The following is a 25,899-nucleotide window of genomic DNA, read 5'->3' on the forward strand; positions in this document are numbered from 1 at the left end:
CTGTCGTAGTGGTGTAAGTGGTCGGCGTTGTCATCCAATCTGTCGTGGTGGTGTAGGTGGTTGGCGTTGTCATCCAATCTGTCGTAGTGGTATAGGTGGTTGGCGTTGTCATCCAATCTGTCGTGGTGGTGTAGGTGGTCGGCGTTGTCATCCAATCTGTCGTAGTGGTATAAGTGGTTGGCGTTGTCATCCAATCTGTCGTGGTGGTGTAAGTGGTCGGCGTTGTCATCCAATCAGTAGTTGTATAGCTGGTCGGTGTTGTCACCCAATTAGAGGTTGTGGTAGTAGTTGTTGTTTCCACTGTAGTGGTTTCGGTCGTCTCCTCATAAAGCGGCATTTCCACACGGATATAGCCGTCCTCTAAGACCACATTGTCCGAAAAGACATCCTGATTGTCGCTGTTGACATAAGCATAGTGGGGAAGTTCAATGATCTCGCCGTCCGAGATCGCCTCATCATAGCCATTTTCCATCCAGCACACTGGGAATTCGTAGTAATACGTACCGTATTCATCCGTTTCCAATTCCAGACCATACTCCTCTGCCAGAGCGACTACAGTCTCCTCATCCGGCACAGAAAACGTAAGCTGCATCAGCACGCCGGAATCTGTCTCCGGTGTCATAAGGGAAGAGGAATCCAGTGCAAAGTAGATCTCGTTGCCTTCGTTGTACAAGACTTTGTTCATATTCGCTGTCAACCGTGCACTGTTATAGACATCACCGACAAGTGCACTGTCCGCCATATAGGGCCAGTACAGCAGTCTTGCCGTAATTTCCGGCAGCCAGATCGCACCCTGAATCCCATAAGAATCCATGGCATTCTTGATACAGATATCAAAATTCAGATCTTCTTCCATGCCGTCCTCCGGCCGTACGGTCATTTTTCCGAGAGACCAGACGCTCTGTGTTCCCGCAGTATCATAAGCATTATAATGCTTCGTGGCTATATTCTGTAAATAACCGTTTGCCTCGCCCTGGTCGATGTTCTCCCACTCAGTGAATGTTCCCTCATAATACACATCGCTCAGACTCAAACAGTCATAGGATACGCCATAGCCCCAGCTCGTTACGCTTACAGGCATATAAATAGTCGTCAGATTGTCGCAGTATCCAAAGGCATAATCCCCCAGTGTGGTCACGCCCTGAGGAATGGTCACAGATACCAGGGTGTCGCAGTCATAGAACGCATTCTCCCCGATAGCTGTCACAGGATATCCCTCATACTCAGACGGGATCACGATCTCAGACGCTGTTGACGTACAGTCAGTGAGTGTTGCCTCGCCGCCGCTGACGGTAAATGTCAAGCCACTCGACGTACCAGTACCATCTGGATACACATAATTATAATGTGTCGTAGCTATATTCAGCAAATAACCATTTGCCTCGCCCTGGTCAATGTTTTCCCATTCAGTAGATGTTCCCTCATAATACACATCGCTCAGACTCAAACAGTCATAGGACACGCCATAGCCCCAGCTCGTTACGCTTACAGGCATATAAATAGTCGTCAGATTGTCGCAGTATCCAAAGGCATAATCCCCCAGTGTGGTCACGCCCTGGGGAATGGTCACGGATACCAGGGTGTCGCAGTCATAAAATACTTTCTCCCCGATGGCTGTCACAGGATATCCCTCATACTCAGATGGGATCACAATTTCAGACGCTGTTGACGTACAGTCAGTGACTGTTGCCTCGCCGCCGCTAACGGTAAATATCAGACCATCTGTCAGCTCGTCCGCACTGACGCACAGCAAATTCCCACCAGCCAAAGGCAGCTGCAAACCAGAAAAGCCCACGATTGCGGCAGAAACCGCCGCCAAAACCTGTCTCCAAAATTTCATACTATGCACCTCTCAAAAAATACGCATATCTTTGTTTCCTGAAATAATATGTTGTTTTTCCCATTATATCACAAAGCCAAATACATTTCAACTATTTTGCAGAAAAACCACACAAATCAATTTTTTCTTATTGCATCTTAGGCAACACCACATTGCCTTTTCATGAAAATTTCCCTCAGTGTATATTTCTGCCGATTTTGCAGACAATATCAGCACCATCGCAGAAACCATTTTCTGCGACGCACCAGAAAAAATGAACAGGAGGATCACATAGATGAAAGCAACAGGAATCGTCAGACGTATTGATGATCTCGGACGTGTTGTCATTCCGAAGGAAATCCGCCGCACCATGCGGATCCGGGAGGGTGACCCACTGGAAATCTACACCAGCAGTGACGGAGAGGTCATTTTTAAGAAATATTCCCCCATCGGCGAAATGAGCGAAAATGCCGCACAGGTGGCAGATATCATGCACAAACTCGCCGGTTGTCCGGTAGCAGTGTTCGATCGGGATCACGTAGTTTCCGTATCCGGCGCAGCCAAAAAGGAATGGAACGCCAGACGTGTTTCTCCCGAACTGGAAGAACTCATGGAAAACCGCCGCCAGTATTTTTCTGAATCCGGTCAGCCAGAGCTGATCCCGGCGGAAGGCATGGATAAAGGCGCCACAGCATGTATGCCTATTATTGCCGCAGGAGATGTCACCGGTGCAGTGGCATTTCTGGACAACGGCGATGGCGCAGGGCTGAATGAAAGCCAGAAGAGCCTGATCCAGGCGGCGTCACAGTTTCTGGGTCGCCAGCTGGAAGGATAAACACAAAACGGGCAGACCAAAATCTGCCCGTTTTGTTTGTGCATATTATCGAAAATCAATCCAAGTAATTGCCCACTGGACTCTGATTGTACTGCTTGACGATTTTCAGAATAATGGAATCATCCGGTTGTACCATTTCCTCCAGAATGCGGTACTGTGTCCGGCTGCGTTCCATGGAAGCCTTGTAGTGTTCCACCTCTTCCTTTACTTTTTCGGCTGCATAGTTGTGTTCTTCGCCGTCTTTCAGCATAAAATGCAGTGTCTGACAAATGCACGCTGATTGTATCCGTTTCATGTGTAAATACCTCCGTTTTCAGAAAATTGCTTTTCAGACCGCAGGGAATATTCCTGCATCTATATATAATTATAGCAAACTTTCGCCGGAAACTGCAAAGGCGTTTTTTCACAAATTTTTTGATGATTGTTTTTGTGCAAAATTTATCCTTGACAAAACAGATGTCACATGGTATAATAAAATTAATCACAAAAGAGAGTATGTCCATACGGACACACAAAAAACAAAAGCCCCGGAGCTGCAACTCCGGGGCTTTTGCCTTATTCAAAAAGATAAGATACAGTGGGCTACTTGTCGGACTTATGTCGATTGTCTAACCACTTGCAAATGCAGTAACCAACTACACGTGCCATGACACCGACAACAAAAGAGAATATGTATTCCATACGGTCACCTCCCTCCTTGCGGAAGAAGCCGACAATAAATACAGTGTATCACATAAATCTATAATTGTCAATAATTGTCAATTTTTCTGTCGTAGCACACAGGATACTCTTCTTAGAATCCCTATACTTTACCCCAACTGTATCCGATACAAGCAAGCCATACCCTTTATCTCCAGGCGCAGATCTGCCTGTCCGGAAAATGGCTTCAGCAAAATGGAATACACCTGAAAATCATCCATACAACGTGCAGGCAGAATCTCCGTCTTACCCAGTTCCTCCTCGCCAGCATACAACATCACAGTTGCTTTGCCGCAAGGGGCAGCTGCCCATAATTCTGCCTTGGTGTAGCCTGCAAACATCGCATCTGCAAAGGTAAAAGAACCACCCCAATCATTGGTGCAGCCGTACCAATCATTTTCCTGCATGGAAAATGTCAGCTGTGTCATCATACCAGCCTTGCTGTCATAATTTTTCACCAGAACCGGCTGAGACAGACCTCTGGGCGGAATGCTTTCTCCCGGAATATCCACCTCAGTCTCCAGCCGGATATCTGCTGACGACGCACCGGCAAAGAAGCGATATCGTCCCTGCTCCACGATCATTTTTTCTCGTGTCACATCATAGCATTCCAAAGCATACCAGGGCACAAAAATAGTCACCGGCACAGCCGTCCCAGCAGGCACCGGCACACGCTGAAACCCACACAACTGCCGGTTCGGACGCTTCATGCGGGATGTGAGCGCACGGAAATACAGCTGCACTACCTCATCGCCGTCCCGCTCCGAGGTATTTTCCACCATCAGCCGAAGCAATACACCCTCCGGCTTCACCTCTGCGGTCAGATCATGGTATGCAAATGTGGAATAGGACAGCCCATGGCCAAAGGGATATAGAGGTTCTGCCGTGTCATATAAATAAGTACGTTCAGCGTCAATAATGTCATATTCCATAATATCGGGCAGATCCTGCGCCGTTTTATACCAAGTGATCGGACAGCGTGCCGCCGGATTATTTTTTCCAAGAAGCGTATCCGCCACTGCATTACCCAGCTCTGCTCCGGCGTGCGTAGTATACAAGATCGCCGGCAAAAGGGACTGCGCTTCGCCCAGGGCATAAGGATAGCTGGAAACCACGGTGAGCACAGTGTTGGGATTTGCCGCCTGTACAGCACGGAGCAGTTTCTTCTGATGTGCCGGCAACTCCAGATCGGGACGGTCATAGCACTCCCGTGCCACCTGCATAGGATGGTTACCCAGACAAAGGATCACCACATCTGCCGCTTTTGCCAGTGCAGCCGCACGTGCTGCACCATCCTCTGCTGTTACGATCCGAAACAGCCGGTCTGCCGCCGGACGACCGGATCTCACTGCGCCCAGCGTGCCATCTGCCCGGACAGCCACGTCCATGGGAATATCGTGCCAGCTGCGAAACCGTATCGCATCGCCGTAAGGTTCCGGGCGCAGCCATTCCTTGATAAACCACTCATAGGGTGTTTCACTTGCGGCACGATAAATACCATCCTCAATGACATAGCGATCATTGCAGCAGGCACGCAGATTCACGCTGCCGAAATCCCAGTCGTGATACCGGAACCGTTCCCGTTCTCCCATCCGCTCCCCATTGGCACAGATGGTGCCGTCCTCTGCCACAGAGAGAAATTTTCCATTCTGTAGAGACTGCACGCCCACAATATCATAGCCGTCATCAAAGAGCACCTGTTCTGCGCCCAGACGTTCCCGGAGCGCATCTACAATATGCACTGCATAGGATGCCGTACCTGTATACCAGTCCCGATAATTCTCCGCACCCAAAGGACCAATCACAGCGACCTTTGCATCAGGTTTCAGATCCAGAGGCAGAATACCGTCGTTATGCAGCAGGCACATCTGCTCCATAGCTGCACAGCGATTCACTGCACGGTGAATCATCGTATCCGTTTCTGCCGGTTCTGTATTATAGGGGCACTTGTCCCCATCGAATTCTCCCAACCGAAACCGACCCAACATGGAATTTCCCACAGCACGGTCAATATCCGCTTCGTTAATCAGCCCACGATCCAGGGCATCTCTGGCAGCAGCGGCAACCATTTCTGCATCATCAGTCATAATGTCATTGCCGTTTCTGAGACAGGCTGCCAGCGCTTCAGCATGGGTAGCGTGAGAACGATGTGCCAGGACATTCTGAGAAAAATCTGCGCCGTCTGTTACCACAAATCCCAATTTCCACTGATCTTTCACCACGGTTTTCAGATCCGGATTCATACACGCAGGAACGCCGTTCAGTTCGTTATAGGCAGTCATCATAGAACCAGCACCGCCCCGAACGATAGACGCTTCAAAGGCACGATAATAGTATTCGTGAAGGGTACGAGGCATCACATTGGAAGAACAGCGATCCCGCTGCTTTTCGTTATTGTTTGCGCAGAAATGTTTGAGGGTAGGAATCGTCCGGCGGTACACCGGATCGTTGCCAGCCATGCCCTGAGTATATGCCGTGGTCATTTCACCGATGAGAAAGGGATCTTCACCATAGCCCTCTTCGGTGCGTCCCCATCTGGGGTCACGCTCCGGGTCAACTGTCGGACCCCAGAGCATAAGATGACTCTTGGGATCTTTCCGATGAAAATAACGTGCTTCTTCCCCGGCGATCTCCCCCAGCTGTTCCATCAGATTCGGATCAAAGGTTGACGCCAGACCAATGGGCTGGGGGAACACGGTAGAATATTCTCCCGGTTCTCTGGAAACATATCCCCGTGCCACCTCAGTGCCGATGTACCACTCGCCCACGCCCAACCGTTCCACTGGCATCTGGTGGGTGGAAAGCAAATAAATTTTTTCTGCAATGGTCAGCCGGGACAGCAGATCCCGGACACGTTCTTCCATGGGAAGAGCTGTATTCTGAAATGGATATGTCATCGTATTCTCCTTGAGTTGTATTTCAGGCAACGCCGTAAAAAGACCGCCTGTCAGATTTGCACACCCCATTTTTTCGATTCAGAGCGCATCATGAAGTTCACTGCGTTTCTCTCGTTTCCTCGTCCGCAGTTCCCGAAAAAAGTCTCGGAGCACCTGTGCACACGCCTCCTGCATCAGTCCCTCCAGCACCTCCGGTTTCCAGTTATAGGGCAGGGCAAACAGCTCCTGTACAGACCGTACGGCGCCGCCCTTTGGATCACGTGTGCCAAACACCACTTGATCCAAACGGGCATGTAATATAGCGCCAGCGCACATAGGACACGGTTCCAGCGTGACATAAAGTGCACTGTCCACCAGCCGCCATCCCCCAAGGGTGCGGCTTGCCTCCTGAATCGCCATAATTTCCGCATGTGCCAAGGGCGAACGGTCTGCCTCACGCCGATTGTATCCTTCTCCTACAATGCGCCCCGTAGGCTTGTGTACAACAACAGCACCCACAGGCACTTCACCCATGGACGCTGCCAAAGCTGCAAGCTCCAGTGCTCGCTCCATATATTGTTGTTCCGGTACAAAATCTGTCACTTAGAATACCACCTCGATTACCATCAAAATGACGCACAGACAGAAAATAATGGTCAGCGGGCCAAAACGCAGCAGCGTCTGAATTCGCTCCCGGCCAGAAAGATAATGTTTCTGGGGCAAAAGCGCAGGACTTTTTTCCGTGGGGCGAATCACCGTGAAGCAAAGGATCACTCCTGCCAGAAGCACAACACACATCATCAGTGGACGGTATGTATGCAAAATACGATTTGGAGAGATCTCCAGGTAAAAAAGCGTAAACAACAGCACATGGTATACCAGTTGATCCAAAATACTCGGCAGCAGCGAACTGCTTCGCAGCACTGCGATTCCAGTTACAATGGACATGGTCAGCTCCATGAGCAGCGTCACATAACTGTGTGTGGCACAAGCAGTTAAGATTGCAGTTAGAATAACCGCATACCAGTCTCCGAACTGGCGCAATACATGGAGCATTTCTCCATGAAACACCACTTCCTTTAGAATACTCACCATAAACAGCTCAAATATCAGATAAATCGCCTGATATGCAGGGCGCATATAAGAAACTGCATAATATGCATCACCCAAAGTGCTGAGACTCAGAAGATTTGCCGAAGAAAATAGCAGCCAGATATTGGTCACTACAAACACCACCAGCGTCACCGCCAAAGACGCCGGGATCTCCCGGGATTCCTCCGGTTTCAAGCGGTACGCCACCCGACGAGGCATCCGAAAAGAAAACCGGAAGATCAATAGGGGTACCAAATATTTCAGCAGGGTTTTCAGCATGAGGATGATCAGCACTGCCGTCTGGTTGCCATACACAGTGCCGTCACTATAACAATACCCCACATCTAATCCCATGAGCTGCGCCACACCCATGAGAACAGCAGTCAGCAAATTTTCGATCAGCAAATAATACAGCATTGCCATCCCCAGCACCACATTGATACGGAGCATGGTATTACGTTCCTCCACTGCCGGATCTATGTCGTGGTAACCCTTTCCTTCTACATAGGTCGCTTCTTTTTCCCTTTTCTGACAGCGAAAGGCATATTCATTTGTTTCATCATTCCGCCAAGTACGGAACAACTGGTTATATTCCTCGGAAACCGTGTTGTAGTTGGAATCTGCAACTACATCCACTGTATCCGGCTTCTGCGTCTCTGAATTCTTTCTGTCTATTTTTTTCATTGCATCACGCTCCCCCAAGCGTCATCCATTTTTTCGATAAAATCAGCCGTCATTGTGGCAGCCCCATTACCGGATCTCTCATTTTTTCATTGATCACGCTGTACAAAAGTCGTACAGCACTTTTTTCTATTATAACACATGCCAATTCACGGTAGTTTATTGAAGTAAAAATAATATCGTCTCACTTTTTAAACCTTTTATTTTGCATTTATATATAAATAAAATCATTATGTTTTATTTCATTTCCGCCATTCTAAATCCTTTTTTCGCAAGACACATCTGTCTCTTTTTGGGTGACTTGTCATCAAAAAAACGATGCAGCTGCACTTGTGCACAGTCTGCATCGTTTCTCTTTTTCGAAGATTCAGAGATTCTTACTTCTTCTTGGTTTCTACCTCTTCTGTCAGTCTTGCCACCAGGTCAGCAACGCTCATACTGCCGCAGTCCTCACCGGTACGCATACGAACAGCAACAGTCTTTTCCTCGCATTCCTTATCACCGATGGTCAGCATATACGGCACTTTTTCCAGTGTTGCCTGGCGAATCTTATAACCGACCTTTTCCGCACGGCTGTCCACTTCCACACGCAGGCCAGCAGCCTCCAGCTGTGCCTTAACTTCATAAGCAAAGTCCAGATGACGGTCTGCAATAGGCACCAGACGAACCTGTTCCGGTGCCAGCCACAGAGGCAATGCACCAGCAAAATGCTCGATCATATATGCCAATGTACGCTCATAACAGCCAAGCGATGTACGGTGAATGATATACGGCAGCTTCTTCTGACCGTCCTTGTCCTTATAATACATACCAAAGCGTTCTGCCAGAAGCATGTCGATCTGGATGGTAACAATGGTGTCCTCCTTGCCAAATACATTCTTATACTGAATGTCCAGCTTCGGACCATAAAATGCTGCTTCATCAATACCAATGGTATAGTTAACGCCCAGATGATCCAGGATCTGACCCATAACACGCTGTGCTTCTTCCCACTGCTCTGCGGTACCCTCATACTTGTTGTTGGGGTTTGCCGGATCCCACTGAGAGAACCGGAATGTGCAGTCCTCCAGCATACCAACCGTATCCAGCATATACTTCGCCAGTTCCAGACAGCCCTTAAATTCTTCTTCCAGCTGATCCGGACGGAGCACCAGATGTCCCTCAGAGATGGTGAACTGGCGCACACGGATCAGACCGTGCATTTCGCCGGAGTCCTCTTTCCGGAACAGGGTGGAAGTCTCGCCCAGACGCATGGGCAGGTCACGATAGGAGCGCTGGCGGTTCAGGAATACCTGATACTGGAAAGGACATGTCATAGGACGCAGGGCGAAGCATTCCTTTGTCTCATCATAGGGATCACCCAGAATAAACATGCCGTCCAGATAGTGATCCCAGTGACCAGAGATCTTGTAGAATTCCCGCTTTGCAAACAGCGGTGTCTTCGTCAGCAGATAGCCGTGCTTCTGCTCTGTATCTTCGACCCAACGCTGGAGCAGCTGAATGACTCTTGCGCCCTTGGGCAGCAGGACAGGCAGACCCTGACCGATGGTATCGACTGTGGTGAAATATTCCAGTTCCCGACCCAGCTTGTTATGATCACGCTTCTTTGCCTCTTCCAGCTTGTTCAGGTGTTCTTCCAGCATAGCAGCCTTAGGGAATGCTACAGCATAGACACGTGACAACATCTTGTTTTTTTCGGAACCTCTCCAGTATGCACCAGTGCAGGACAGCAGCTTGAACGCCTTGATCGTACCTGTAGACATCAAATGCGGGCCGGCACACAGATCCGTGAAATCACCCTGCTTATAGAAGGAAATCGGCTCGCCCTTTTCGGCGTGCTCCTCGCACAGTTCCACCTTGTACGGCTCGTCCATTTCTTTCAGCTTTGCAATTGCCTCCTCCGGGGACAGATAAAACTGCTCCAGAGACTCATTTGCCTTGACGATCTTCTTCATTTCCGCTTCAATCTTAGTAAGCTCGTCCTGCGTGAACGGGTGCTCCAGATCGAAGTCATAGTAAAAGCCCTCATCGATTGCCGGACCAATAGCAAGCTTTGCCTCCGGATACAGGTGCTTTACTGCCTGTGCCAGCACGTGAGAAGCCGTATGCCAGAAGGTTTTTTTACCCTCTTCGCTGTCAAAGGTCATTACTTCAAAAGTGCAGTTATGATCGATCACAGTACGCAGATCGCAGACCTCGCCGTCGATCTTGACGCAGCAGGATGCCTTATACAGCCCCATACCGATGCCCTTGATGACCTCTGCCGCAGCCTGGGGTGCTTCCAGCTCCCGAATACTGCCGTCTTTCAGTGTCAGTTGAATCATGTGAATCTTCCTTTCATCAAAAAAAATACGAAGTCCCTCACACAGCGGAAGGACTGTGCAAGGGACGATGAAAATCTATTTCTCGTGGTTCCACCCTTGTTCATGCGCATTACGAAAATGTGCACCTCGTGGTGTCGGATAACGGGGACAAACCGCTGCGGATTGGGCAGGCTCAGAGAATGGTATGCACACGCCGCTCCCTTTGCCGCTGTTCTCAGCCGGTGACAGCAGTTCTCTGGAAAAAGGATATCGTTGGAATGTGCGGTTCTCGTCAACGCTTTTGTAAGCATTAGTATAGCATAGAATCCTGGCTGTGTCAACAGGCAATTTTCACGAAAATTTGCTCCAGGATTTGTACGGCGTGCGGTAATCTCACTCAGTTGAAGCCATTTCCCTATTCTGTTTGCTGTATACACATCCGCAGAAATTCTGCCGATACAGATCATATTCCCGTGACAGCACGATAGATCGCTGATAGCCGCCTTTTTTCTTGAAATCCGAAAACAGCCAGGGGATACCATACTGCTCCGCCAGAGTCCTGCCGGTTTCATTAATAAACGGTGCATCCTTATGGGGACTGATCGTCAGCGTCGTACACACAAAATCTGGCATTTCACCCAATGCCGCCCGAAACGTTTCTTCCAATCGATGTGCAATACACTTCTGACAGCGCAGACCTCGTTCCGGTTCATGTTCCAGCCCTTTCGCCAGCACATAAAACCGTTCCGGGAAATAATCCCCGTCCACGATCTTCACCGGATGCTCCAAAGGCATCTCCTGCACTAGTCGTTTCAGTTCTGCTTTCCGGTGAAAATATTCCTCCTCCGGCGCAATGTTCGGATTGTAGAAAAACAAAGTAATGGCAAAATACCGGCTCAGATATTCCAGTACATAGCTGCTGCACGGCGCACAGCAGGCGTGGAGAAACAGCACAGGCACACGTTCCTCCGGCAGCTGCGCCAGGATCCGGTCAGTTTCCAGCTGATAATTGATCTTGGATGGCATTCTGAGAAACCGTTGTTGTTTCAGCCGCAGCTGCATCACCGTCCACAGCAGATGTACCGCTAACAGTACCGCCTGCCGGTGTCACTTGGAGATAATTGCAAATACCAGTGGCAATAGCAGTGGCAATGTTGTCCTCATTGTCCAGAATCCACTGTGCCACATTGGGGCCGTCATGGAATTCCACTTCGATGAGACAGCACGGGCTCTTGTTTGCGCCGATCTCATACTGATAGGAATCGGAACCATTCTGAGAACCATCCATCAGACCCCGGTCAGAAGTGGGTGTCAAAGCTGCCACTGGATCATACACTGCCTGTGCCAGTGCCTTGCTTGCTTCGGATGCGCTGTTGTAGAAACAGTCTGTGCCCACGCCAGTACCAGCATTCGTATGGATTGCCACATAGGCGGCAAGACCATTGTCACCCATGGCAGTCTTATTCTCCAGGCTATCCGTTTCACCGGCAATGATCACTGTCAGACCGGACTGTTCCAGGATTGCCGCCGTCTTTTGGGCAATCAGACGGCACTCTGCGGCTTCGTTGGTGTCACCCACGGTGAATTCGTTGTCTGCCTGATTAGACGGGCTGAGGTACACCACATTGGAATAGTCCTGTCCCTCTGTCGTAGGCTCTGTCGCCGCAGTTGTGGGAGTTGTTGCCTCACCCTGTTTCTTTTTCTTATTACTGGAACAGCTGGAACAACATTTCACAAGCAGCACGATCAACAGGATCAGAATCAGCAGCACGGCAAGGAGCCGGTCATACCGAACACGGCGTGTATTTTTTCGAGATGTGGGCTGTCTGTCAGATTGCATGATAATTACCTCCAATTCATGAGAAAGAACTGTATTATTTATTGATCTTCCAGGGCTTTGAGCGCTTTGCGCTCTGCCTGATTCACCTTGATTTTGCCGTCTCGGAGCACCGTGATATCCTTGCGGTTGACCTTTACCGGCACATCTGACTTATCCGGCATGACCTTCAAGTCACCGGTAAGAGGATTGATCTCGCAGACCTTTGCGTGAGTCCCGTCTACCATTGCCACAAGTGCGCCTACCTTTGGGGTAATGCGCAAAAGTTCTTCGTAGACATTCTGCTCATATTTCAAGCAGCACATGAGTCTGCCGCAACAGCCGGAGATCTTTGACGGATTCAGAGACAGTCCCTGCTCCTTTGCCATGCGGATGGAGACCGGCTGAAAATCCTGCAAATGACCCTTGCAGCAGAATTCTCTGCCGCAGATGCCCAAGCCGCCCAGGATCTTCGCCTTATCTCGGACACCGATCTGCCGCAGTTCAATACGAGTGCGGAAGATGGCAGCCAGATCCTTGACCAGCTCCCGGAAATCCACCCGGTTGTCTGCGGTAAAGTAGAAGAGCAGCTTGCTGTAATCAAAGGTGCATTCCACATCTACCAAATTCATTTTTAGTCCTCGAAGGGCGATCTTCTGCTGACAGACCTGAAACGCCTTTGCCTCCCGCTTGCGGTTCAGCTCCAGTGTTCGCCGGTCATCCCGATTCGCCACCCGGATGATGGACTTGAGAGGAGATGTCACTTCTGTTTTTGGAATTTTTTTATTTGGAATGGCGACCTCGCCGCATTCCGTACCCCGTGCCGTTTCGGTGATGACCAGATCCCCTGCCTTCACCTGATTGCCGTCAGGGGAAAAATAGTAGATCTTGCCGTTATCCTTGAAGCGGACACCGATAATTTCAATCATAGATTGTCCTTTCTATTGCATCAATTGATATCTTGTTTGATACTCTGGCATTGCTGTTACTGCGGCGGGAGCAAGCCCCCGCCCTACATTCATTTCTTTTTTATATCATTGGGGAATCATACAGCCTGGTGTAGGGCGGGGCTTGCTCCCGCCGCATTTCAAAATACACAAAAAGAAATACAATGCAAAGACAAAGATTCTCCGCCTGTGTTTCCGTATGCAAATGCTCACCCGGCATCCATACAAGATGCACAAAGTGCCGACAGCGCCAGCGGAAGATTCACATTCGCTTCCAACGCCGCATATGCCTTGTCCACCGCCAGATGCATTGTCTGTGCGGCAGCTGTGGAAAGCCGCTCCGAAAGCCTTGCTGCACCAGCAGCATCGCAGCCAATACAAGCCGCACCGGCATCATATTTTAGTGCCATGGCATCCCGGAGAGTCCGGTCAAACAGCGTCAAAAACAGCATCGCCGGTTCTCGTTCTTTCCCCAGAGACGCCGCCGCCTGAAGCAGCGCATATTCGTTCCTATTTATTATACTATTGATTGCGGATTTTGTCAATCCAACGATGCCGCGAATTTCCTCTTTTTCCAGAAAATTCAGACATTGTCCGATATTGCCGTGAAACGCATCCAGTGCTTCCTGACACGCTTCCGGAGCATATCCACGCTCTGTCAGCGCCTGGAAACACTGCTGCTCCGTCACCGGTGTCACTGCCAGAGAAATGATCCGGGAGCGTACCGTCGGCAGAAGCACAGTGGGTGCGGCTGCTGTGAAGATGAAATACACATATTCCGGCGGTTCTTCCACCGCTTTCAGCAACAGATTCTGGGAACGTGCATCCATATTATCGCAGTCGCAGAAGAGATAAAATTTTGCCTTTCCCTCATTGGGCGGCGAAACCAGATCCATGCCGATCTCTCGTACTGTCTCCACCGAAAAACCGCCTCGTTTTCCCGTATGCTCCGCATAACGAACATCAGGGTGTACCCCATCCGCCAGCATCCGGCAGGATTTGCATTGACCACAAGGCTTATCCGTTCCGGTGCAGAGCATTTCCGCCATAAACTGCTTTGCAAGGGTCTTTTTCCCCAGTCCGGCTTCTCCATAAAAGAGAAAACCATGAGCGGCACGATCCTGCCGCAGCATCCCGTGCAGGGTCTCCAACACAGGTTTATTTCCATAAAACATGATTTCTATATTCTCCCACTTTTCAAATCCACCGCCGCAGGCGATGCCCAAATTATGAATTGTGCATTCTCTTCATTTTATTGTACCACATTTATCTCAGAAATGCCATACCCTTTGCACACAGAAATGCAATTTTGGTCGATCCGTTCGCCACTGAGTACAATGGGAACAGCTGGCGGACAGGGTACCTTTACCGCAGCGCAGATCCTGCTGAAACTTTCCTCCACGGGAATTGTCTCCTGGGGCGCCAGGGCAGCCTCCCGGATGCCGCAGACAATTTCCGGATGCGGCAGAGCGTATTTTTCCGTCACAGGCGGCTGTTTCGGCGTAAACTGCTCCAATGCCTGCTGAAGCCGACAAAAATCTTCCTTCGTACTTCCAGCTGAACAAAGCAGCACCACGTGATACAAATCCGCATATTCTGCAATAATGCCATTTTCTTTCAAATACGCTGCTAGTTCCGTTCCAGTGCATCCGCTTGCTGCTGCATCAATGGTCAGATGCAAGGGATCACCGTCCACGAACACATAGCGGGGCGAAAAATGACATTTCAGCGTCTGAACATACTCTATGACTTCCGACAGCTGCTCCCGAAACAAGGGCGAGGCCAGTTCCCGGTTACACCAATCCAGAGACGCCAACATGAGGTAGGACGGACTGGTGGATGCAAACATTGCCATAGCATCACGCACTCGCTGGGCATCGGTGTCAATATCGCTGCGCACATGAAGATATGCCGTTCCTGTCAGCCCCGACAGCATTTTATGCGCCGAATCGCAGCAGTAGTCTGCACCCAGCTGAATAGGGTGGCACTGCCACGGCAAAAACGCCAGATGGGCACCATGGGCATTATCCACCAAAAGCTTGGCATGGTATTTTCGGCAAACCTCCGCCAAGGCTGCAATATCCGCCATATGCCCCAGATAATCCGGCGAAGTCACATAAATACACGCCGGGCGGTGAAGCTGCTCCAGCACTGCCTCGAAATCTTCAGGCGCATATGTACCCGACAAAATGCCGTCGCTCTCTCTGGGATAGACCCATTGCACTGTCAGATCCAGCAATACACAGGCATTCAAAAACGCCCGATGCACATTCCGTGCTGCGATCACTGCCCTGCCCTCCTGTTTCATGAGCAGCAGCATCGTCTGGATACAAAGGGTAGAACCGGCACAGGAATAAAACGTATATGCTGTTCCATAGAGCGATGCCGCATTTGCCTCACTTTCTGCCAGGATTCCCGATGCTTCAAAAAGACTGTCCGCATCGGAGATCTCTGTCAGATCCAGTTCTGCTGCCTGCTGGAGCATCGGCGCACCCAACCGCCCCTTGTGTCCGGGCATGTGCATCCGTACTGGATCTTGTGCTGCATATTGTGTTAAAAAGTCGTAGACTGGTGTTTTCATCAGTGGTTTTACCTCCGAATGACTTGATCCTCCATGCCGTTCAAAACAGATCATACGCCCTGAGCCGGCTGCGAATGGAATCACAGGCACGGCGATGGGTTCGGGAAACGGTAGAAACATTTACTCCTAGGGCATGTGCGATCTCCGGCATGGTTTTGCTCTCTTTATAGTATAACACAAGAATCTGCTTTTGTCTCGCAGAAAGTTCATTTTCAATAATATTTTTTGCAATATGACAAGCAAACCGTTTTTTCTCCTGGCGTTCCACTTGCGAATCCACAGGAAACAGCAGCGTTTCCCACACTTCTCTCGTCATGCGCAAAAACAGTCACCTGCCTGTTCTGCCGCAGACCCGGCATCCACATAGGGCAGAATCGTCCCTATCACCTGTTCGATCTCATGGGCTTCTTCGCTGAGCAGTCGCCGCCGTGCTTCCAGTGACTGGACTTCCAACGGTGAAAGCTGAGGATCTTTCATTTTCTGCCGCAGTTCTTCGATCCTGCTTTTCAAAAGACTTAGACTGGTACGATAGTTACATAGAATTGCTTCCATAGACTTCCCCTTTCCGGAATACATATTTTGGGTTCTTTTCAAACCGGATTGTACCAGGGAGTTTTGAAAAAGTCAAGTGCTTGTTCTGAAAAACAGAATTTTTGTTATAAAATAGCTGCTGCAAGAAACAGAAAGGTCTTGCAGCAGTCTTAGAACTTGTTCTCATAGGAGCGGTGTGCGGGTTTTCGAGCAAAATTTTGCCGAGGGCAAGGCGAAAAAACGAAAGCATACTGTCGTATGGTGAGTTTTTTCAACGCAGAAATCGGCAAAATTTGCCGAAAAGACGTGCAGCGAATCCTATGAGAACAAGTTCTTAATCACACAAAATCAGAACGGCATGACCGGGTCGGGTGCCGGTTCCATTTCCGCTCTGGGGAACTCAAACGTATACGCTTCTGACCAGTCCAGCACACCTGCACCGGGAAAATACATGAGCGTTGCCACCTGGAAATCCGCCGGCACTTCCAGACAAATATAGCCCTGACGTGTTTCACCGATTTCGATTGGGTCAGAAAAGTCCTCTGTACCTTCACCGAACTGTCTATAAATAAACCGACTGCTGCGCACAGTAACGCCGGGATAAGATTCCCCGTCTGTTTCAATGGCATAAGAACGGGACAGCATATTTGCAGAGATAGCGCGATCTGATTCATTCCGGATCGTGATCTGGAAGAAAATGATGCCGATATCCTGGTCGTTATCCGTAAATGTATAAGACGGCAGATATGCCTTGTCCACCGTGACATAGACATCCTGAACGCTGACTTCTGCTCCCACCTCACCAGTCTGTACGTCTACCTTACGAGGTTCTTTTGTAGTCGCTGTAGTTTCCGCAGCGCCATCGTTGACATCACGCACACTGCCTTTTTCTTTTTTACCGCAGCCAGCCGCCGTAAGCAGCAGCACACCGCCCATGAGCAAGCTAAGCATTCTCCCCAATGTCTTTTTCATGTAATTTTCACATTCCTTTCCTCTGTCCAGACAGCCTTGCCCGATTTAGAATCTGTACAAATATTTTTATCGGCACAGGTTCAAATATAGAAAAAACTGCCCCGTGTCCGACTCAATGCCGGAGCGGGACAGCCTTTGAATCTTAGTCAGCTTCAATTGCACTTACCGGACATTCCGAAGCACAGGAACCGCAGGAGATGCAGGTATCTTCTGCGATCTCATACTTGTCAGCGCCCTCAGAAATTGCGTCTACCGGACATGCGCCCTGGCAAGTACCACAGCTGATACATGCGTCTGTAATTTTATATGCCATTTGGAATTCACCTCCGTGTCTGAATCCGCAGGACATTCCTGTTCTGCTACACCTCATTATAACAGATTTCTGAGAAAAAAGCAAGTGGTTTTCACTGGTTTCTCAAAAAGTTTTTGACAAAGTGTCCTTAGAGCCTGTTCAGCATCTTTTCGCACATGTCTTTTCGGTGAATTTTACTGCTTTCTGCGTTAAAAATTCTTGCCGGGCGACAGCCCGCCTGCGAATTTTCGCCTTGAAATCAGCGAAAATTCACTCAAAAATCCATGCACAACAAGATACTAAACAGGCTCTTATTCCTGAATATGTTCCAGCGCCTGTCCAAAAATAGAGGAAATATGTGAATCTGCCAGGGAATAAAAAATCGTTTTCCCTTCCCGGCGGCTGGTGACGAGCCGGGACTGTTTCAGGATCCGGAGCTGGTGGGAGATGGCAGACTGGGTCATATCCAGCTTCTGAGCAATGTCCCGAACGCATTCTTCATGGCGGAACAGTACAAAAATGATCCGCACCCGTGTGAGATCGCCGAAGATCTTAAACAATTCTGCCGCATCTGACAAAACCGACTCCGGCGGCATCTGCTCCGGCAGTTCCGCCGGCTTATGTTCTTTGTAATCGGTATACATAGATCCTCCCTTGCCAAGTGTATCGCATAACGTTCTATGTTATCATACGACATTTTTCCGAATTTGTCAAGGCAGAGTCAAGGCTGATGCAGGTATTTCGGCTTGTAAACAAACTATTACTTTTTCTAAGTCCTTCACTTGACACAAGGGGCGCAAAGGGACAACCTAAGGGGAGCGGGGAAAAAAGAAAATCGTAGCAAAAGTGCGGATTTTCCCCGCTCCCCTCACGGTTTTCCCTCTGCACTCTCTTTCCCTTCACCCTTCCACCCCTTTTCCGCACTTTTGATAGAGCTGGTTTCACTCGTAAAAATCGCTTATTGCCGCAACTTAATAACAAAGCATTTTCATTTTACATAAAAGATCTACTCATTCAAAAGCCTGAAGGCTGATGTGTAATCCAGTTTAAGGCAATACCATGCAAAGCCGTCAGGCGATCTTTGTGCGGTGTTGCCTTACGTTTCATCAGACTCATCCGATTTTTTGGATTCACCTAAAACAGAAAAAATACCGCAGAGAAGACCGCCTATCACATAGACAATCCAGCAGATATGCCATCCATGGAACACCAATCCCCAGACCAGAAACACTGCTGTTGCCGCCAGCATCACGCAGGAACAGGCAGCCGAGACACGTTTCTGCGCCGGTGTTTTGTGCGGAGCATTGTCCCGGTTATAGCTGTCCAGGTCGTACTTACTCTTCTGCATCCCGGCGTAGATCAGAATCGGTGCAGCCGCAATAAGAAATACAAAAAAGCCTGCCATCAGTAGACTCTGCAATTGTTCATCCTGATCCAACCGTGCTTCGCCGAACAGCGCAGTCATCCCCATGAGAAACACCACGCCTAGCAGTACCAGGATAATTCCTGCCACCAGAAGCACCGGAAATTTTTTCTCATAAGAATCTTTCTGTGCATCGGTATAAAATGCCTGGATCCTAGGGTGCTTTTTGACAAAGCTGTCATGCCGGATGCCACCTACAACGAAAAAGCCCACTGCAATAATAATACATCCAAACAGCGCAATAGCGGCAAGAGCTTCAGATACGCCAAACCCTGTCAGTGCAAGCATAGCTGCCACACCACAGAGCACTAATACCGTTCCCGTGCAGATCTGCCGAACAAACTGGTTCATATGGGCATCATAGCCAGCGCTGTCCTCTTTCATGGTCTCTGCTGCATCTCCACGCACCAGTGTGTCCAGATCACAGCCGAACAGTTCACACATCATCAAAAGCTTTTCCATCTCTGGATAACACCCATCGGACTCCCACTTGGACACCGTCTGCCGGGACACACCCATTTGCTCTGCAAATTCCTCCTGCGTCTTTCCCATACGTTTTCTGTAGATTTGAATGTTATTTCCCGTCTGCATATTGCATACCTCCAAAAATGTTTTGTCAGATCAATTTTGTTTTCAGAAATATATGTGGCACGTCTGCAAAGACAATCACGATGCCGTCCAAACAAGCATTGACCCTGTCCCTAATATACCATGTCTCTCTTGTCAACACCACCAATTTCATGTTGCTCCGGAATATTTTTATGTCAAGTTTCAGTTGCATTCCCGATTTTGCGTGTTTTTTCATGGCTGCAAAAAAGGCAGCCCTTTTTACAGGACTGCCCGATTGATTCAAGGCAAAACCATCAGGCGCTCTTTGTACGGTATTGCCTCAAGTTACCGTGCGCCTTTTTTCAAGATCACCACGCCCACTGTTTTGAACAGCAGCTTGATATCCAGTCCCAGGCTGCGTGTCTTCACATATTCAATGTCTGATTCCACCCATTTGTCAAATTCCATGTCGCTTCTGCCCTCTACCTGGCAAATACAGGACAAACCGCCCTTTACCATAAGCCGTTCCATCTGGTGGGGCGTGTACAGCACCACCTCACGGGGAAGGGGAGGACGAGGACCAATGAGGGACATATCTCCTTTCAGGACATTCCACAACTGAGGCAATTCGTCAATGGATGTCTTGCGGATAAAATGCCCGATCTTGGTGATACGGGGGTCATTTTCACTCTTGAATGCCAGACCGTCCGTTTCATTTTCTTTCTGTACCTCCGCAAATTTTGCCTCTGCGTCCACACACATGGAACGAAACTTATACATACGAAACACCTTGCCGTTTTCCGTCAGTCTCGCCTGAGAGAAGATCGGCGAGCCCTTATCCTGCAAATAGATCACAAGCGCCACGATTCCCATGGGGATGCACAGGATCAGCAGTGCTAGAACAGATGCCAGCATATCAAAGCCACGTTTCACTGCCCGATAAAGCAATCCGCCTGCTGGTTTTGTTTCGCTGTGCCGCAGCGTTTCCGCCACACCGTCAGAGAGCAGCCCCAGCGCACGCTGGTCAAATTCCAGGATCGGATATTCTGTGATGCCATCAGGATTGTTTTTCATGGAGGAAAGGGTGAGTTCCGTAACCTGTTCCTCTGTCAAACCTACCTTTGTTCTCATGATTTCCCACTTCTCACTTTCACCCAAATGATATACGATTTTTATTATACTATATATGGCGTATTTTGTCAATTCGGAAATGTAAATATTTTGCTGTGAGCAGTATTTTTCAGACGATACCATTATTCCCCACTCTAAATCACAACAAAAATTTTCTTGCAATTTGCACTGATTTCTGGTAGAATAGGACATATCCCTACAGAATGGAGCGTAATAGAATTTGAATATCAACCAGACACTCGCCGCAGAATTTCAGCTGCGGCAAGAACAGATCGACCACACCATCGCCCTGCTGGACGACGGAAAAACCATTCCCTTTATTGCACGATACCGGAAAGAAGCCACAGGCTCACTAGATGACCAGGTGCTCCGTGCCATTGATACACGCCTGCAATATCTCCGGAAGCTGGAACAGCGCAAAGAAGAGATCCTCTCTGCCATTGATGCTCAGGGAAAGCTTACCCCAGAGCTGTCCGAGAAGATCCATGCTGCGGAAACTCTGGTAGAAACAGAGGATCTCTATCTGCCCTATCGACCCAAGCGAAAGACAAGAGCCTCTGCGGCAATTGCCCGTGGACTGGAACCGCTGGCACGTATCCTGATGCAGCAGGATCCCCGGACGAACCCGGACAGCGAAGCGGCATCATTTGTTGACCCGGAAAAGGAAGTTCCTGACACAGCCGCCGCACTTCAGGGTGCCATGGATATCCTGGCAGAGGAAATGGCAAACGATGCCGACCTGCGCAAGCAGATGCGCCGGTTCACCATGCTGTCCGGCACAATTTGTTCCCGTGCCGCCGACCCGGAGGCGGAAACGCCCTATCAGAATTATTACGACTATCAGGAACCGGTAAAGCGTATTGCCGGTCACCGTGTGCTGGCACTGGATCGGGGCGAGCGAGAAAATGCACTGAAGGTTTCCCTGGTGTTGCCGGAAGGACATGGGCCGTCTATTGTAGTGCACAAATTTGTGAAGAATCAAAGTCCCTGCGGTATTCTGGTGCAGACAGCGGCAGAGGATGCCTTTCAACGGCTGCTGTTCCCGGCTGTGGAGCGTGAGGTACGCAAGGCGCTGACAGAACAGGCGGCAGCTTCTGCCATTCAGGTATTCGCCTCCAACCTGCGTCAGCTGCTCATGGCAGCACCGCTGAAAAACCGCACTGTTCTGGGTGTCGATCCGGGATACCGCACCGGCTGCAAACTTGCCGTAGTGGACGAAACCGGAAAAGTCCTGGACACTGGCGTTGCCTACATTACCATCGGTGAGGGCAGAAAATTGGAACAGGGCAAAGAGACGATGCGCCAGATGATGATAAAGCATCATGTCACTGCTGTTGCCATCGGAAACGGTACCGCCTCCCGTGAGGCAGAAGCAGTTGTGGCAGGCCTACTGAAAGAGCTCCCCCATAAAGCGGCATACATGGTGGTTTCTGAAGCCGGTGCGTCTGTCTATTCGGCATCCAAGCTGGCAGCTGAGGAATTCCCGGAATATGACGTTTCTCTGCGCAGCGCCGTTTCCATTGCACGGCGGCTTCAAGATCCGCTGGCGGAGCTGGTAAAGATCGACCCCCAGGCAATCGGCGTAGGACAATATCAGCACGACATGCCCAAAGCGGAGCTGACAGCGGCACTGGACGGCGTGGTAGAGGACTGTGTGAATCACGTGGGCGTTGATCTGAACACAGCATCCTTCTCCCTGCTTTCCCACATTGCTGGCATCAATCAAACCATTGCAAAAAATATCGTGGCATACCGCACGGAAAATGGTGCATTTACAGATCGGAAACAGCTAAAAAAAGTGGCAAAGCTAGGGCCGAAGGCATTTGAGCAGTGCGCCGGATTTCTCCGTGTACCCGGCGCAAAAAATCCCCTGGACAACACGGCAGTACATCCGGAAAGTTACAATGCAGCTGAGACAATTCTAAAAGAATGTGGATTCCAGCTGGCGGACATATCCGGGCAGAGCCGCAGTGAGATCACAGCCATTGCCCAGAAGCACGGCATTGCTGCCATTGCAGAAAAGGCAGGCGTTGGCGTTCCCACAGTGACGGATATTGTCAAGGAACTGGCAAAGCCGGGGCGCGACCCCAGAGATGAACTGCCGCCGCCTCTGATGCGCAGCGGTGACATCATGGAACTGAAAGACCTGAAACCGGGCATGGAACTGACGGGAACAGTTCGGAACGTCATTGACTTCGGTTGTTTTGTGGACATCGGTGTCCATGAGGACGGACTAGTGCATATTTCCCAGATCTGCGACCGGTATATCAAGCATCCCCTGGAAGTCGTAAAAGTCGGCGATGTAGTACAGGTCTGGGTGCTGGATGTAGATTTAAAGCGGAAACGTATTTCTCTGACCATGAAGAAGCCGAAAGCGTAACGGCGAAGTAAAAGGCTGCTCATCATGCTGGTCCAGCTGAGCACAGCTGGCTCGCCATCCTTGGGCGAGTCTGCCGATGCCATTTCCGCTGGGCATCGGGCTGGCGCAGATCCAGGGCTGCGGAAGCCCTGGCAGAGTCCAGGAACAGCGTCCCTGGTCGCCGCCCTCAGGCGGCGAAACACCCTGGCGCATACTTTTGCGCCGGGGAGAGGGTGGTGAGAAAAAGCGACAGCTTTTTCGAGGGGTGACTCCCCACGGGGTGGGGAGATGCCCGAAGGGCAGAGGGGACGGGCGCCTGTTAGGCGGCGAACAAGACCGCCCCTCCTTGTGAAACCTTTTTTCAATCAGTAAAACCTTGCAAACATCCCGGTGGGATGTTTGCAACGGATAAAAGTTATTCTCATTGAAAACGTCCCACTGGGACGTTTTCAAAATTTCACTTACTGCAAAGGGTAACAAGGGGGAAGCGGTCTTGTTCGCTCCCCCCTCGAAAAGCTGTCGCTTTTCTCACCCCTTTTCTCCGTGGCGCAGATGATGCGCCGGGGTATTTCGCTGCCTGCGGGCAGCGGCAAGGGGCTTTGCCCCCTTGACCCCACCAGCATTTTCGAGAAATTGCTGGATCAAAAAGCTTCATTGCCGCCTGCGGCGATGCCGTACTTGTGTGTATTGCCTTGCTTTTTTACTGAAAAACGGACGAACATAACCGCAGTTCAGCGTATGTTCGTCCGTTTTATTTTTTATTCACCGCCGGGTGGCTGCATTGTCAAACTTCCGGATCCGCAGCCGGATTCCCAACTGTTCCGCAAGCCGTTTTGCCGCTGCCAGTTCCGACGGCTCTAACACATCCACTACCGTCAGCATCACCTGAGGCACATATGCCTTACAATCCTCTGCAAACCGCTGCATCGCCGGGAATGCTTCTGCCCCGAATTTCGGGCGTGTCACATCCAGATATGCCTCCTCCGTTCCAGCATTCAGGCTAATGGAAACAACATCCACTACCCCTTCCAGATCTGCCGCCGTAGATCTGCCATGAATCAGATCCGACAGTCCATTGGTGTTCAAACGGATACATTTCACCCCACGTGCTTTCAGATAACGTGCTGTCTCCCGCATTACCTCCAGCCGCTCAGTAGGCTCGCCAAAGCCGCAGAACACCACTTCCTTGTACTTTGCCACATCGAACGCATCCAGCGCTGTCCGTATCTCCTCCAGCGATGGCTCGTGCTCCAGCCACAAGGGATCCGAGCCATATGCACCGTCGCTCATGGTACGGATGCAGAATGTACATGCACAGGGACAGTGATTTGTAATATTCAAATAGAGGTTTTCGCCTACTTCATAGGCAATGGTCATTGCTTTCTGCATGAAAGATCACTCCCGATTATTTATGATATTTGGTTCCGTTCAAGATCTGGTAACTGCGATAGATCTGCTCCAGAAGCATGACCCTTGCCAGCTGATGGGGAAAAGTCATTGCCGACATGGACAGCCGCAGCTGTGCACGCTGTTTTACCGCCGATGCCAATCCGTAAGAACTGCCGATAAAAAAGGTCACTGCGCCATTGTCAACGCCGCAGGCAGCATCTGCGATCTTCGCCGCCAATGCCGGACTGTCCAGCTGTTTTCCCTCAATGCACATAGCAACGCAGAACCCACGGGCACGTTTCAGCAGCTCCGCACCCTCCTTTTCTAGTGCTTGTGCAATTTCCCGGTCAGAGGGATCCTGGGGCAGGGATACCGGCTCCAGCTCCACAATTTGCAGCTGACAGAATCGGGACAACCGCTTTTCATATTCCCGGCAAGCCTCCCGCAGATAGGATTCCTTGCACTTGCCCAGTGCTAAGATCTGTATGGTCTGCATCAGAAAATCACCGCCTGTTCCAGACCGCAGGGTGCAGATACCTGCAACAAAAAATCCCGGTTCGGGCACATGCCCTGTTCCTGCAAATGGGACAATACCGTCTCCTGTGCCAGGGGCATGGTGTTATTATTTTCGCTGAGATGCCCCAGTACAATCCGTGTCGTGCCGCTTTGCACCAGCTGTTCTGCCAATCCGGCGCTGTCGCTGTTGGACAGATGCCCATATTGTCCCCGGATACGCTGCTGCAAATAATAGGGATACGGTCCCGTGCGCAGCATCTGGGGATCATAGTTTGCCTCCAACAACACCAGATCTGTCCCCAACACTGCCTGTTCCACCTCCGGTGTCACGCAGCCCAGGTCTGTACAGACAGCGCAGCTCTGTCCGTCCGGCATATCGAAGCGATAACCGCAGCTGCCGGGCGCATCGTGCATGGTAGAGAATGCCGTCACGGCAATGTCCCCGGTATGTACAGTCTCTGCCGGCTGTATCTCATACAGCATGATGCTGTCCGGCAGCGCAACAGTATCCTGAATTTCCGCCAATGTTTCCGCCGTGGCGTAAACGGGAATGTTATGCTTTCCCAGAAATACACGCAGCCCGGCAATGTGATCGCTGTGACTGTGGGTAATAAAGATTCCCTGCACCGCTTCGATAGGAATCTCATGAGCTTGTAAGGACTGCGTCAGCTTCCGGCAGGACACGCCGGCATCCACCAGCACACCGCCGGACGGACTGCCCACAAAGGACGCATTGCCCTTGCTGGAACTGAAAAGAGAATAAAATTTCGACAAAACAGAACCTCCTGCCGTGTAATACTAATTCTCTATCAAACTATTGAAATAGTTTGATAGAGAGCGTGTGCTAACGCACTCGCCATTTTATGCCGTAAAACGGCATAAAATCCGTCTCATGCATTCTCATACGCCGCCTATGGCGGCTATGAAAATCATGATTTTTTATCATGATTTTCAAATGAGAATAGTATAAAAACAAAAATAAAGAATCGTATGAAAACCTTTTTCAGAATGGCTGCCCATTCTGCTGGTCCAGCTGAGCACAGCTGGCGCAGGTCCAGGGCTGCGGAAGCCCTGGCAGAGTCCAGGGA

At 50.1% G+C, this 25,899-nt stretch carries 24 protein-coding genes; 3 read left to right on the top strand and 21 right to left on the bottom strand.

Going from position 1 to position 25,899, the window contains the following annotated elements; translation table 11 throughout:
- On the bottom strand, window positions 1–1,840 hold a 1,840-nt coding region (locus QZ375_RS09815; protein WP_295218473.1), incomplete at its 3' end, for a leucine-rich repeat domain-containing protein.
- 274 nt (window positions 1,841–2,114) lie between these two features.
- Between QZ375_RS09815 and QZ375_RS09820 the strand changes: the two genes are divergently transcribed.
- Complete coding sequence (locus QZ375_RS09820; RefSeq protein ID WP_295218476.1) at window positions 2,115–2,654, top strand: stage V sporulation T C-terminal domain-containing protein; 540 nt, start codon at window positions 2,115–2,117, stop codon at window positions 2,652–2,654.
- Window positions 2,655–2,709: 55 nt separating this feature from the next.
- Here QZ375_RS09820 and QZ375_RS09825 read toward each other — a convergent pair whose 3' ends face one another.
- From QZ375_RS09825 to QZ375_RS09905, 17 genes are all read right to left on the bottom strand, one after another.
- Complete coding sequence (locus tag QZ375_RS09825) at window positions 2,710–2,949, bottom strand: hypothetical protein (protein WP_295218478.1); 240 nt, start codon at window positions 2,947–2,949, stop codon at window positions 2,710–2,712.
- Window positions 2,950–3,463: 514 nt separating this feature from the next.
- Window positions 3,464–6,250, bottom strand: coding sequence for a glycoside hydrolase family 3 C-terminal domain-containing protein (locus QZ375_RS09830; RefSeq protein ID WP_295218481.1), 2,787 nt, complete (start codon window positions 6,248–6,250; stop codon window positions 3,464–3,466).
- A gap of 78 nt (window positions 6,251–6,328) precedes the next feature.
- Complete coding sequence (gene tadA / locus QZ375_RS09835; RefSeq protein ID WP_295218484.1) at window positions 6,329–6,832, bottom strand: tRNA adenosine(34) deaminase TadA; 504 nt, start codon at window positions 6,830–6,832, stop codon at window positions 6,329–6,331.
- On the bottom strand, window positions 6,833–8,005 hold the full coding sequence (locus QZ375_RS09840) for a CPBP family glutamic-type intramembrane protease (protein ID WP_295218487.1): 1,173 nt from the start codon (window positions 8,003–8,005) through the stop codon (window positions 6,833–6,835). It lies immediately after the preceding gene.
- A gap of 374 nt (window positions 8,006–8,379) precedes the next feature.
- A complete protein-coding gene (thrS, locus tag QZ375_RS09845; RefSeq protein WP_295218489.1) occupies window positions 8,380–10,326 on the bottom strand; it encodes a threonine--tRNA ligase in 1,947 nt (648 codons plus the stop codon).
- Window positions 10,327–10,698: 372 nt separating this feature from the next.
- A complete protein-coding gene (locus tag QZ375_RS09850; RefSeq protein WP_295218491.1) occupies window positions 10,699–11,331 on the bottom strand; it encodes an epoxyqueuosine reductase QueH in 633 nt (210 codons plus the stop codon).
- Window positions 11,297–12,145, bottom strand: coding sequence for an N-acetylmuramoyl-L-alanine amidase (locus tag QZ375_RS09855; protein WP_295218493.1), 849 nt, complete (start codon window positions 12,143–12,145; stop codon window positions 11,297–11,299). The genes QZ375_RS09850 and QZ375_RS09855 overlap by 35 nt, the downstream gene beginning before the upstream one ends.
- A gap of 38 nt (window positions 12,146–12,183) precedes the next feature.
- Window positions 12,184–13,050: a stage 0 sporulation family protein gene (locus QZ375_RS09860; protein WP_295218496.1), complete on the bottom strand. Its 867-nt coding sequence runs from the start codon at window positions 13,048–13,050 to the stop codon at window positions 12,184–12,186.
- A 227-nt stretch (window positions 13,051–13,277) separates the two neighbouring features.
- Window positions 13,278–14,243, bottom strand: coding sequence for a DNA polymerase III subunit (locus tag QZ375_RS09865; RefSeq protein WP_295218498.1), 966 nt, complete (start codon window positions 14,241–14,243; stop codon window positions 13,278–13,280).
- A gap of 77 nt (window positions 14,244–14,320) precedes the next feature.
- Window positions 14,321–15,649 carry an aminotransferase class V-fold PLP-dependent enzyme gene (locus tag QZ375_RS09870; protein ID WP_295218500.1) on the bottom strand — a complete coding sequence of 443 codons (1,329 nt, stop codon included), beginning with the start codon at window positions 15,647–15,649 and terminating at the stop codon, window positions 14,321–14,323.
- Window positions 15,650–15,689: 40 nt separating this feature from the next.
- Entirely contained in the window at window positions 15,690–15,965 is a 276-nt protein-coding gene (locus tag QZ375_RS09875) for a sigma-70 family RNA polymerase sigma factor (protein WP_295218503.1), read from the bottom strand.
- Complete coding sequence (locus tag QZ375_RS09880) at window positions 15,962–16,201, bottom strand: hypothetical protein (protein WP_295218506.1); 240 nt, start codon at window positions 16,199–16,201, stop codon at window positions 15,962–15,964. Before QZ375_RS09880 ends, QZ375_RS09875 begins: the two co-directional genes overlap by 4 nt.
- A 327-nt stretch (window positions 16,202–16,528) precedes the next feature.
- A complete protein-coding gene (locus tag QZ375_RS09885; protein ID WP_295218508.1) occupies window positions 16,529–17,152 on the bottom strand; it encodes a DUF4352 domain-containing protein in 624 nt (207 codons plus the stop codon).
- A gap of 142 nt (window positions 17,153–17,294) precedes the next feature.
- Complete coding sequence (locus tag QZ375_RS09890; protein ID WP_295218511.1) at window positions 17,295–17,465, bottom strand: 4Fe-4S binding protein; 171 nt, start codon at window positions 17,463–17,465, stop codon at window positions 17,295–17,297.
- A 290-nt stretch (window positions 17,466–17,755) separates the two neighbouring features.
- Window positions 17,756–18,088, bottom strand: a complete 333-nt coding sequence (locus QZ375_RS09895; RefSeq protein ID WP_295218514.1) for a metalloregulator ArsR/SmtB family transcription factor — start codon at window positions 18,086–18,088, stop codon at window positions 17,756–17,758.
- A gap of 452 nt (window positions 18,089–18,540) precedes the next feature.
- A complete protein-coding gene (locus QZ375_RS09900; RefSeq protein WP_295218516.1) occupies window positions 18,541–19,458 on the bottom strand; it encodes a helix-turn-helix domain-containing protein in 918 nt (305 codons plus the stop codon).
- A 303-nt stretch (window positions 19,459–19,761) separates the two neighbouring features.
- A complete protein-coding gene (locus QZ375_RS09905) occupies window positions 19,762–20,547 on the bottom strand; it encodes a sugar transferase (RefSeq protein WP_295218518.1) in 786 nt (261 codons plus the stop codon).
- A 220-nt stretch (window positions 20,548–20,767) separates the two neighbouring features.
- Here QZ375_RS09905 and QZ375_RS09910 point away from each other — a divergent pair, with 220 nt between their 5' ends.
- Entirely contained in the window at window positions 20,768–22,927 is a 2,160-nt protein-coding gene (locus QZ375_RS09910) for a Tex family protein (protein WP_295218521.1), read from the top strand.
- Window positions 22,928–22,951: 24 nt separating this feature from the next.
- Window positions 22,952–23,146 (top strand): hypothetical protein, encoded by a 195-nt coding sequence (locus tag QZ375_RS09915; protein WP_295218524.1) that lies wholly within the window; start codon window positions 22,952–22,954, stop codon window positions 23,144–23,146.
- A 522-nt stretch (window positions 23,147–23,668) separates the two neighbouring features.
- Here QZ375_RS09915 and QZ375_RS09920 read toward each other — a convergent pair.
- From QZ375_RS09920 to QZ375_RS09930, 3 genes are read right to left on the bottom strand one after another with little or no spacing between them, the layout of a single operon-like run.
- Complete coding sequence (locus QZ375_RS09920) at window positions 23,669–24,295, bottom strand: TIGR04100 family radical SAM protein (RefSeq protein WP_295218526.1); 627 nt, start codon at window positions 24,293–24,295, stop codon at window positions 23,669–23,671.
- A 16-nt stretch (window positions 24,296–24,311) separates the two neighbouring features.
- The gene (locus QZ375_RS09925; protein ID WP_295218528.1) at window positions 24,312–24,791 is read right to left on the bottom strand and encodes a 23S rRNA (pseudouridine(1915)-N(3))-methyltransferase RlmH; all 480 of its coding nucleotides are present in this window, start codon (window positions 24,789–24,791) and stop codon (window positions 24,312–24,314) included.
- Window positions 24,791–25,585: an MBL fold metallo-hydrolase gene (locus QZ375_RS09930; protein ID WP_295218531.1), complete on the bottom strand. Its 795-nt coding sequence runs from the start codon at window positions 25,583–25,585 to the stop codon at window positions 24,791–24,793. Before QZ375_RS09930 ends, QZ375_RS09925 begins: the two co-directional genes overlap by 1 nt.
- Window positions 25,586–25,899: the final 314 nt, after the last annotated feature.

Source organism: Ruminococcus sp., assembly GCF_019417665.1.
Classification (GTDB): domain Bacteria; phylum Bacillota; class Clostridia; order Oscillospirales; family Ruminococcaceae; genus Ruminococcus_C.

What these genes read in the sequence shown, in the direction of transcription:
- QZ375_RS09820 (WP_295218476.1), top strand. Translation starts at nt 2,115, where the DNA reads ATGAAAGCAACAGGAATCGTCAGACGTATTGATGATCTCGGACGTGTT.
- QZ375_RS09825 (WP_295218478.1), bottom strand. Translation starts at nt 2,949, where the DNA reads ATGAAACGGATACAATCAGCGTGCATTTGTCAGACACTGCATTTTATG.
- QZ375_RS09830 (WP_295218481.1), bottom strand. Translation starts at nt 6,250, where the DNA reads ATGACATATCCATTTCAGAATACAGCTCTTCCCATGGAAGAACGTGTC.
- QZ375_RS09840 (WP_295218487.1), bottom strand. Translation starts at nt 8,005, where the DNA reads ATGAAAAAAATAGACAGAAAGAATTCAGAGACGCAGAAGCCGGATACA.
- thrS (WP_295218489.1), bottom strand. Translation starts at nt 10,326, where the DNA reads ATGATTCAACTGACACTGAAAGACGGCAGTATTCGGGAGCTGGAAGCA.
- QZ375_RS09850 (WP_295218491.1), bottom strand. Translation starts at nt 11,331, where the DNA reads ATGCCATCCAAGATCAATTATCAGCTGGAAACTGACCGGATCCTGGCG.
- QZ375_RS09855 (WP_295218493.1), bottom strand. Translation starts at nt 12,145, where the DNA reads ATGCAATCTGACAGACAGCCCACATCTCGAAAAAATACACGCCGTGTT.
- QZ375_RS09860 (WP_295218496.1), bottom strand. Translation starts at nt 13,050, where the DNA reads ATGATTGAAATTATCGGTGTCCGCTTCAAGGATAACGGCAAGATCTAC.
- QZ375_RS09865 (WP_295218498.1), bottom strand. Translation starts at nt 14,243, where the DNA reads ATGTTTTATGGAAATAAACCTGTGTTGGAGACCCTGCACGGGATGCTG.
- QZ375_RS09870 (WP_295218500.1), bottom strand. Translation starts at nt 15,649, where the DNA reads ATGAAAACACCAGTCTACGACTTTTTAACACAATATGCAGCACAAGAT.
- QZ375_RS09875 (WP_295218503.1), bottom strand. Translation starts at nt 15,965, where the DNA reads ATGACGAGAGAAGTGTGGGAAACGCTGCTGTTTCCTGTGGATTCGCAA.
- QZ375_RS09880 (WP_295218506.1), bottom strand. Translation starts at nt 16,201, where the DNA reads ATGGAAGCAATTCTATGTAACTATCGTACCAGTCTAAGTCTTTTGAAA.
- QZ375_RS09885 (WP_295218508.1), bottom strand. Translation starts at nt 17,152, where the DNA reads ATGAAAAAGACATTGGGGAGAATGCTTAGCTTGCTCATGGGCGGTGTG.
- QZ375_RS09890 (WP_295218511.1), bottom strand. Translation starts at nt 17,465, where the DNA reads ATGGCATATAAAATTACAGACGCATGTATCAGCTGTGGTACTTGCCAG.
- QZ375_RS09895 (WP_295218514.1), bottom strand. Translation starts at nt 18,088, where the DNA reads ATGTATACCGATTACAAAGAACATAAGCCGGCGGAACTGCCGGAGCAG.
- QZ375_RS09900 (WP_295218516.1), bottom strand. Translation starts at nt 19,458, where the DNA reads ATGCAGACGGGAAATAACATTCAAATCTACAGAAAACGTATGGGAAAG.
- QZ375_RS09905 (WP_295218518.1), bottom strand. Translation starts at nt 20,547, where the DNA reads ATGAGAACAAAGGTAGGTTTGACAGAGGAACAGGTTACGGAACTCACC.
- QZ375_RS09915 (WP_295218524.1), top strand. Translation starts at nt 22,952, where the DNA reads ATGCTGGTCCAGCTGAGCACAGCTGGCTCGCCATCCTTGGGCGAGTCT.
- QZ375_RS09920 (WP_295218526.1), bottom strand. Translation starts at nt 24,295, where the DNA reads ATGCAGAAAGCAATGACCATTGCCTATGAAGTAGGCGAAAACCTCTAT.
- QZ375_RS09925 (WP_295218528.1), bottom strand. Translation starts at nt 24,791, where the DNA reads ATGCAGACCATACAGATCTTAGCACTGGGCAAGTGCAAGGAATCCTAT.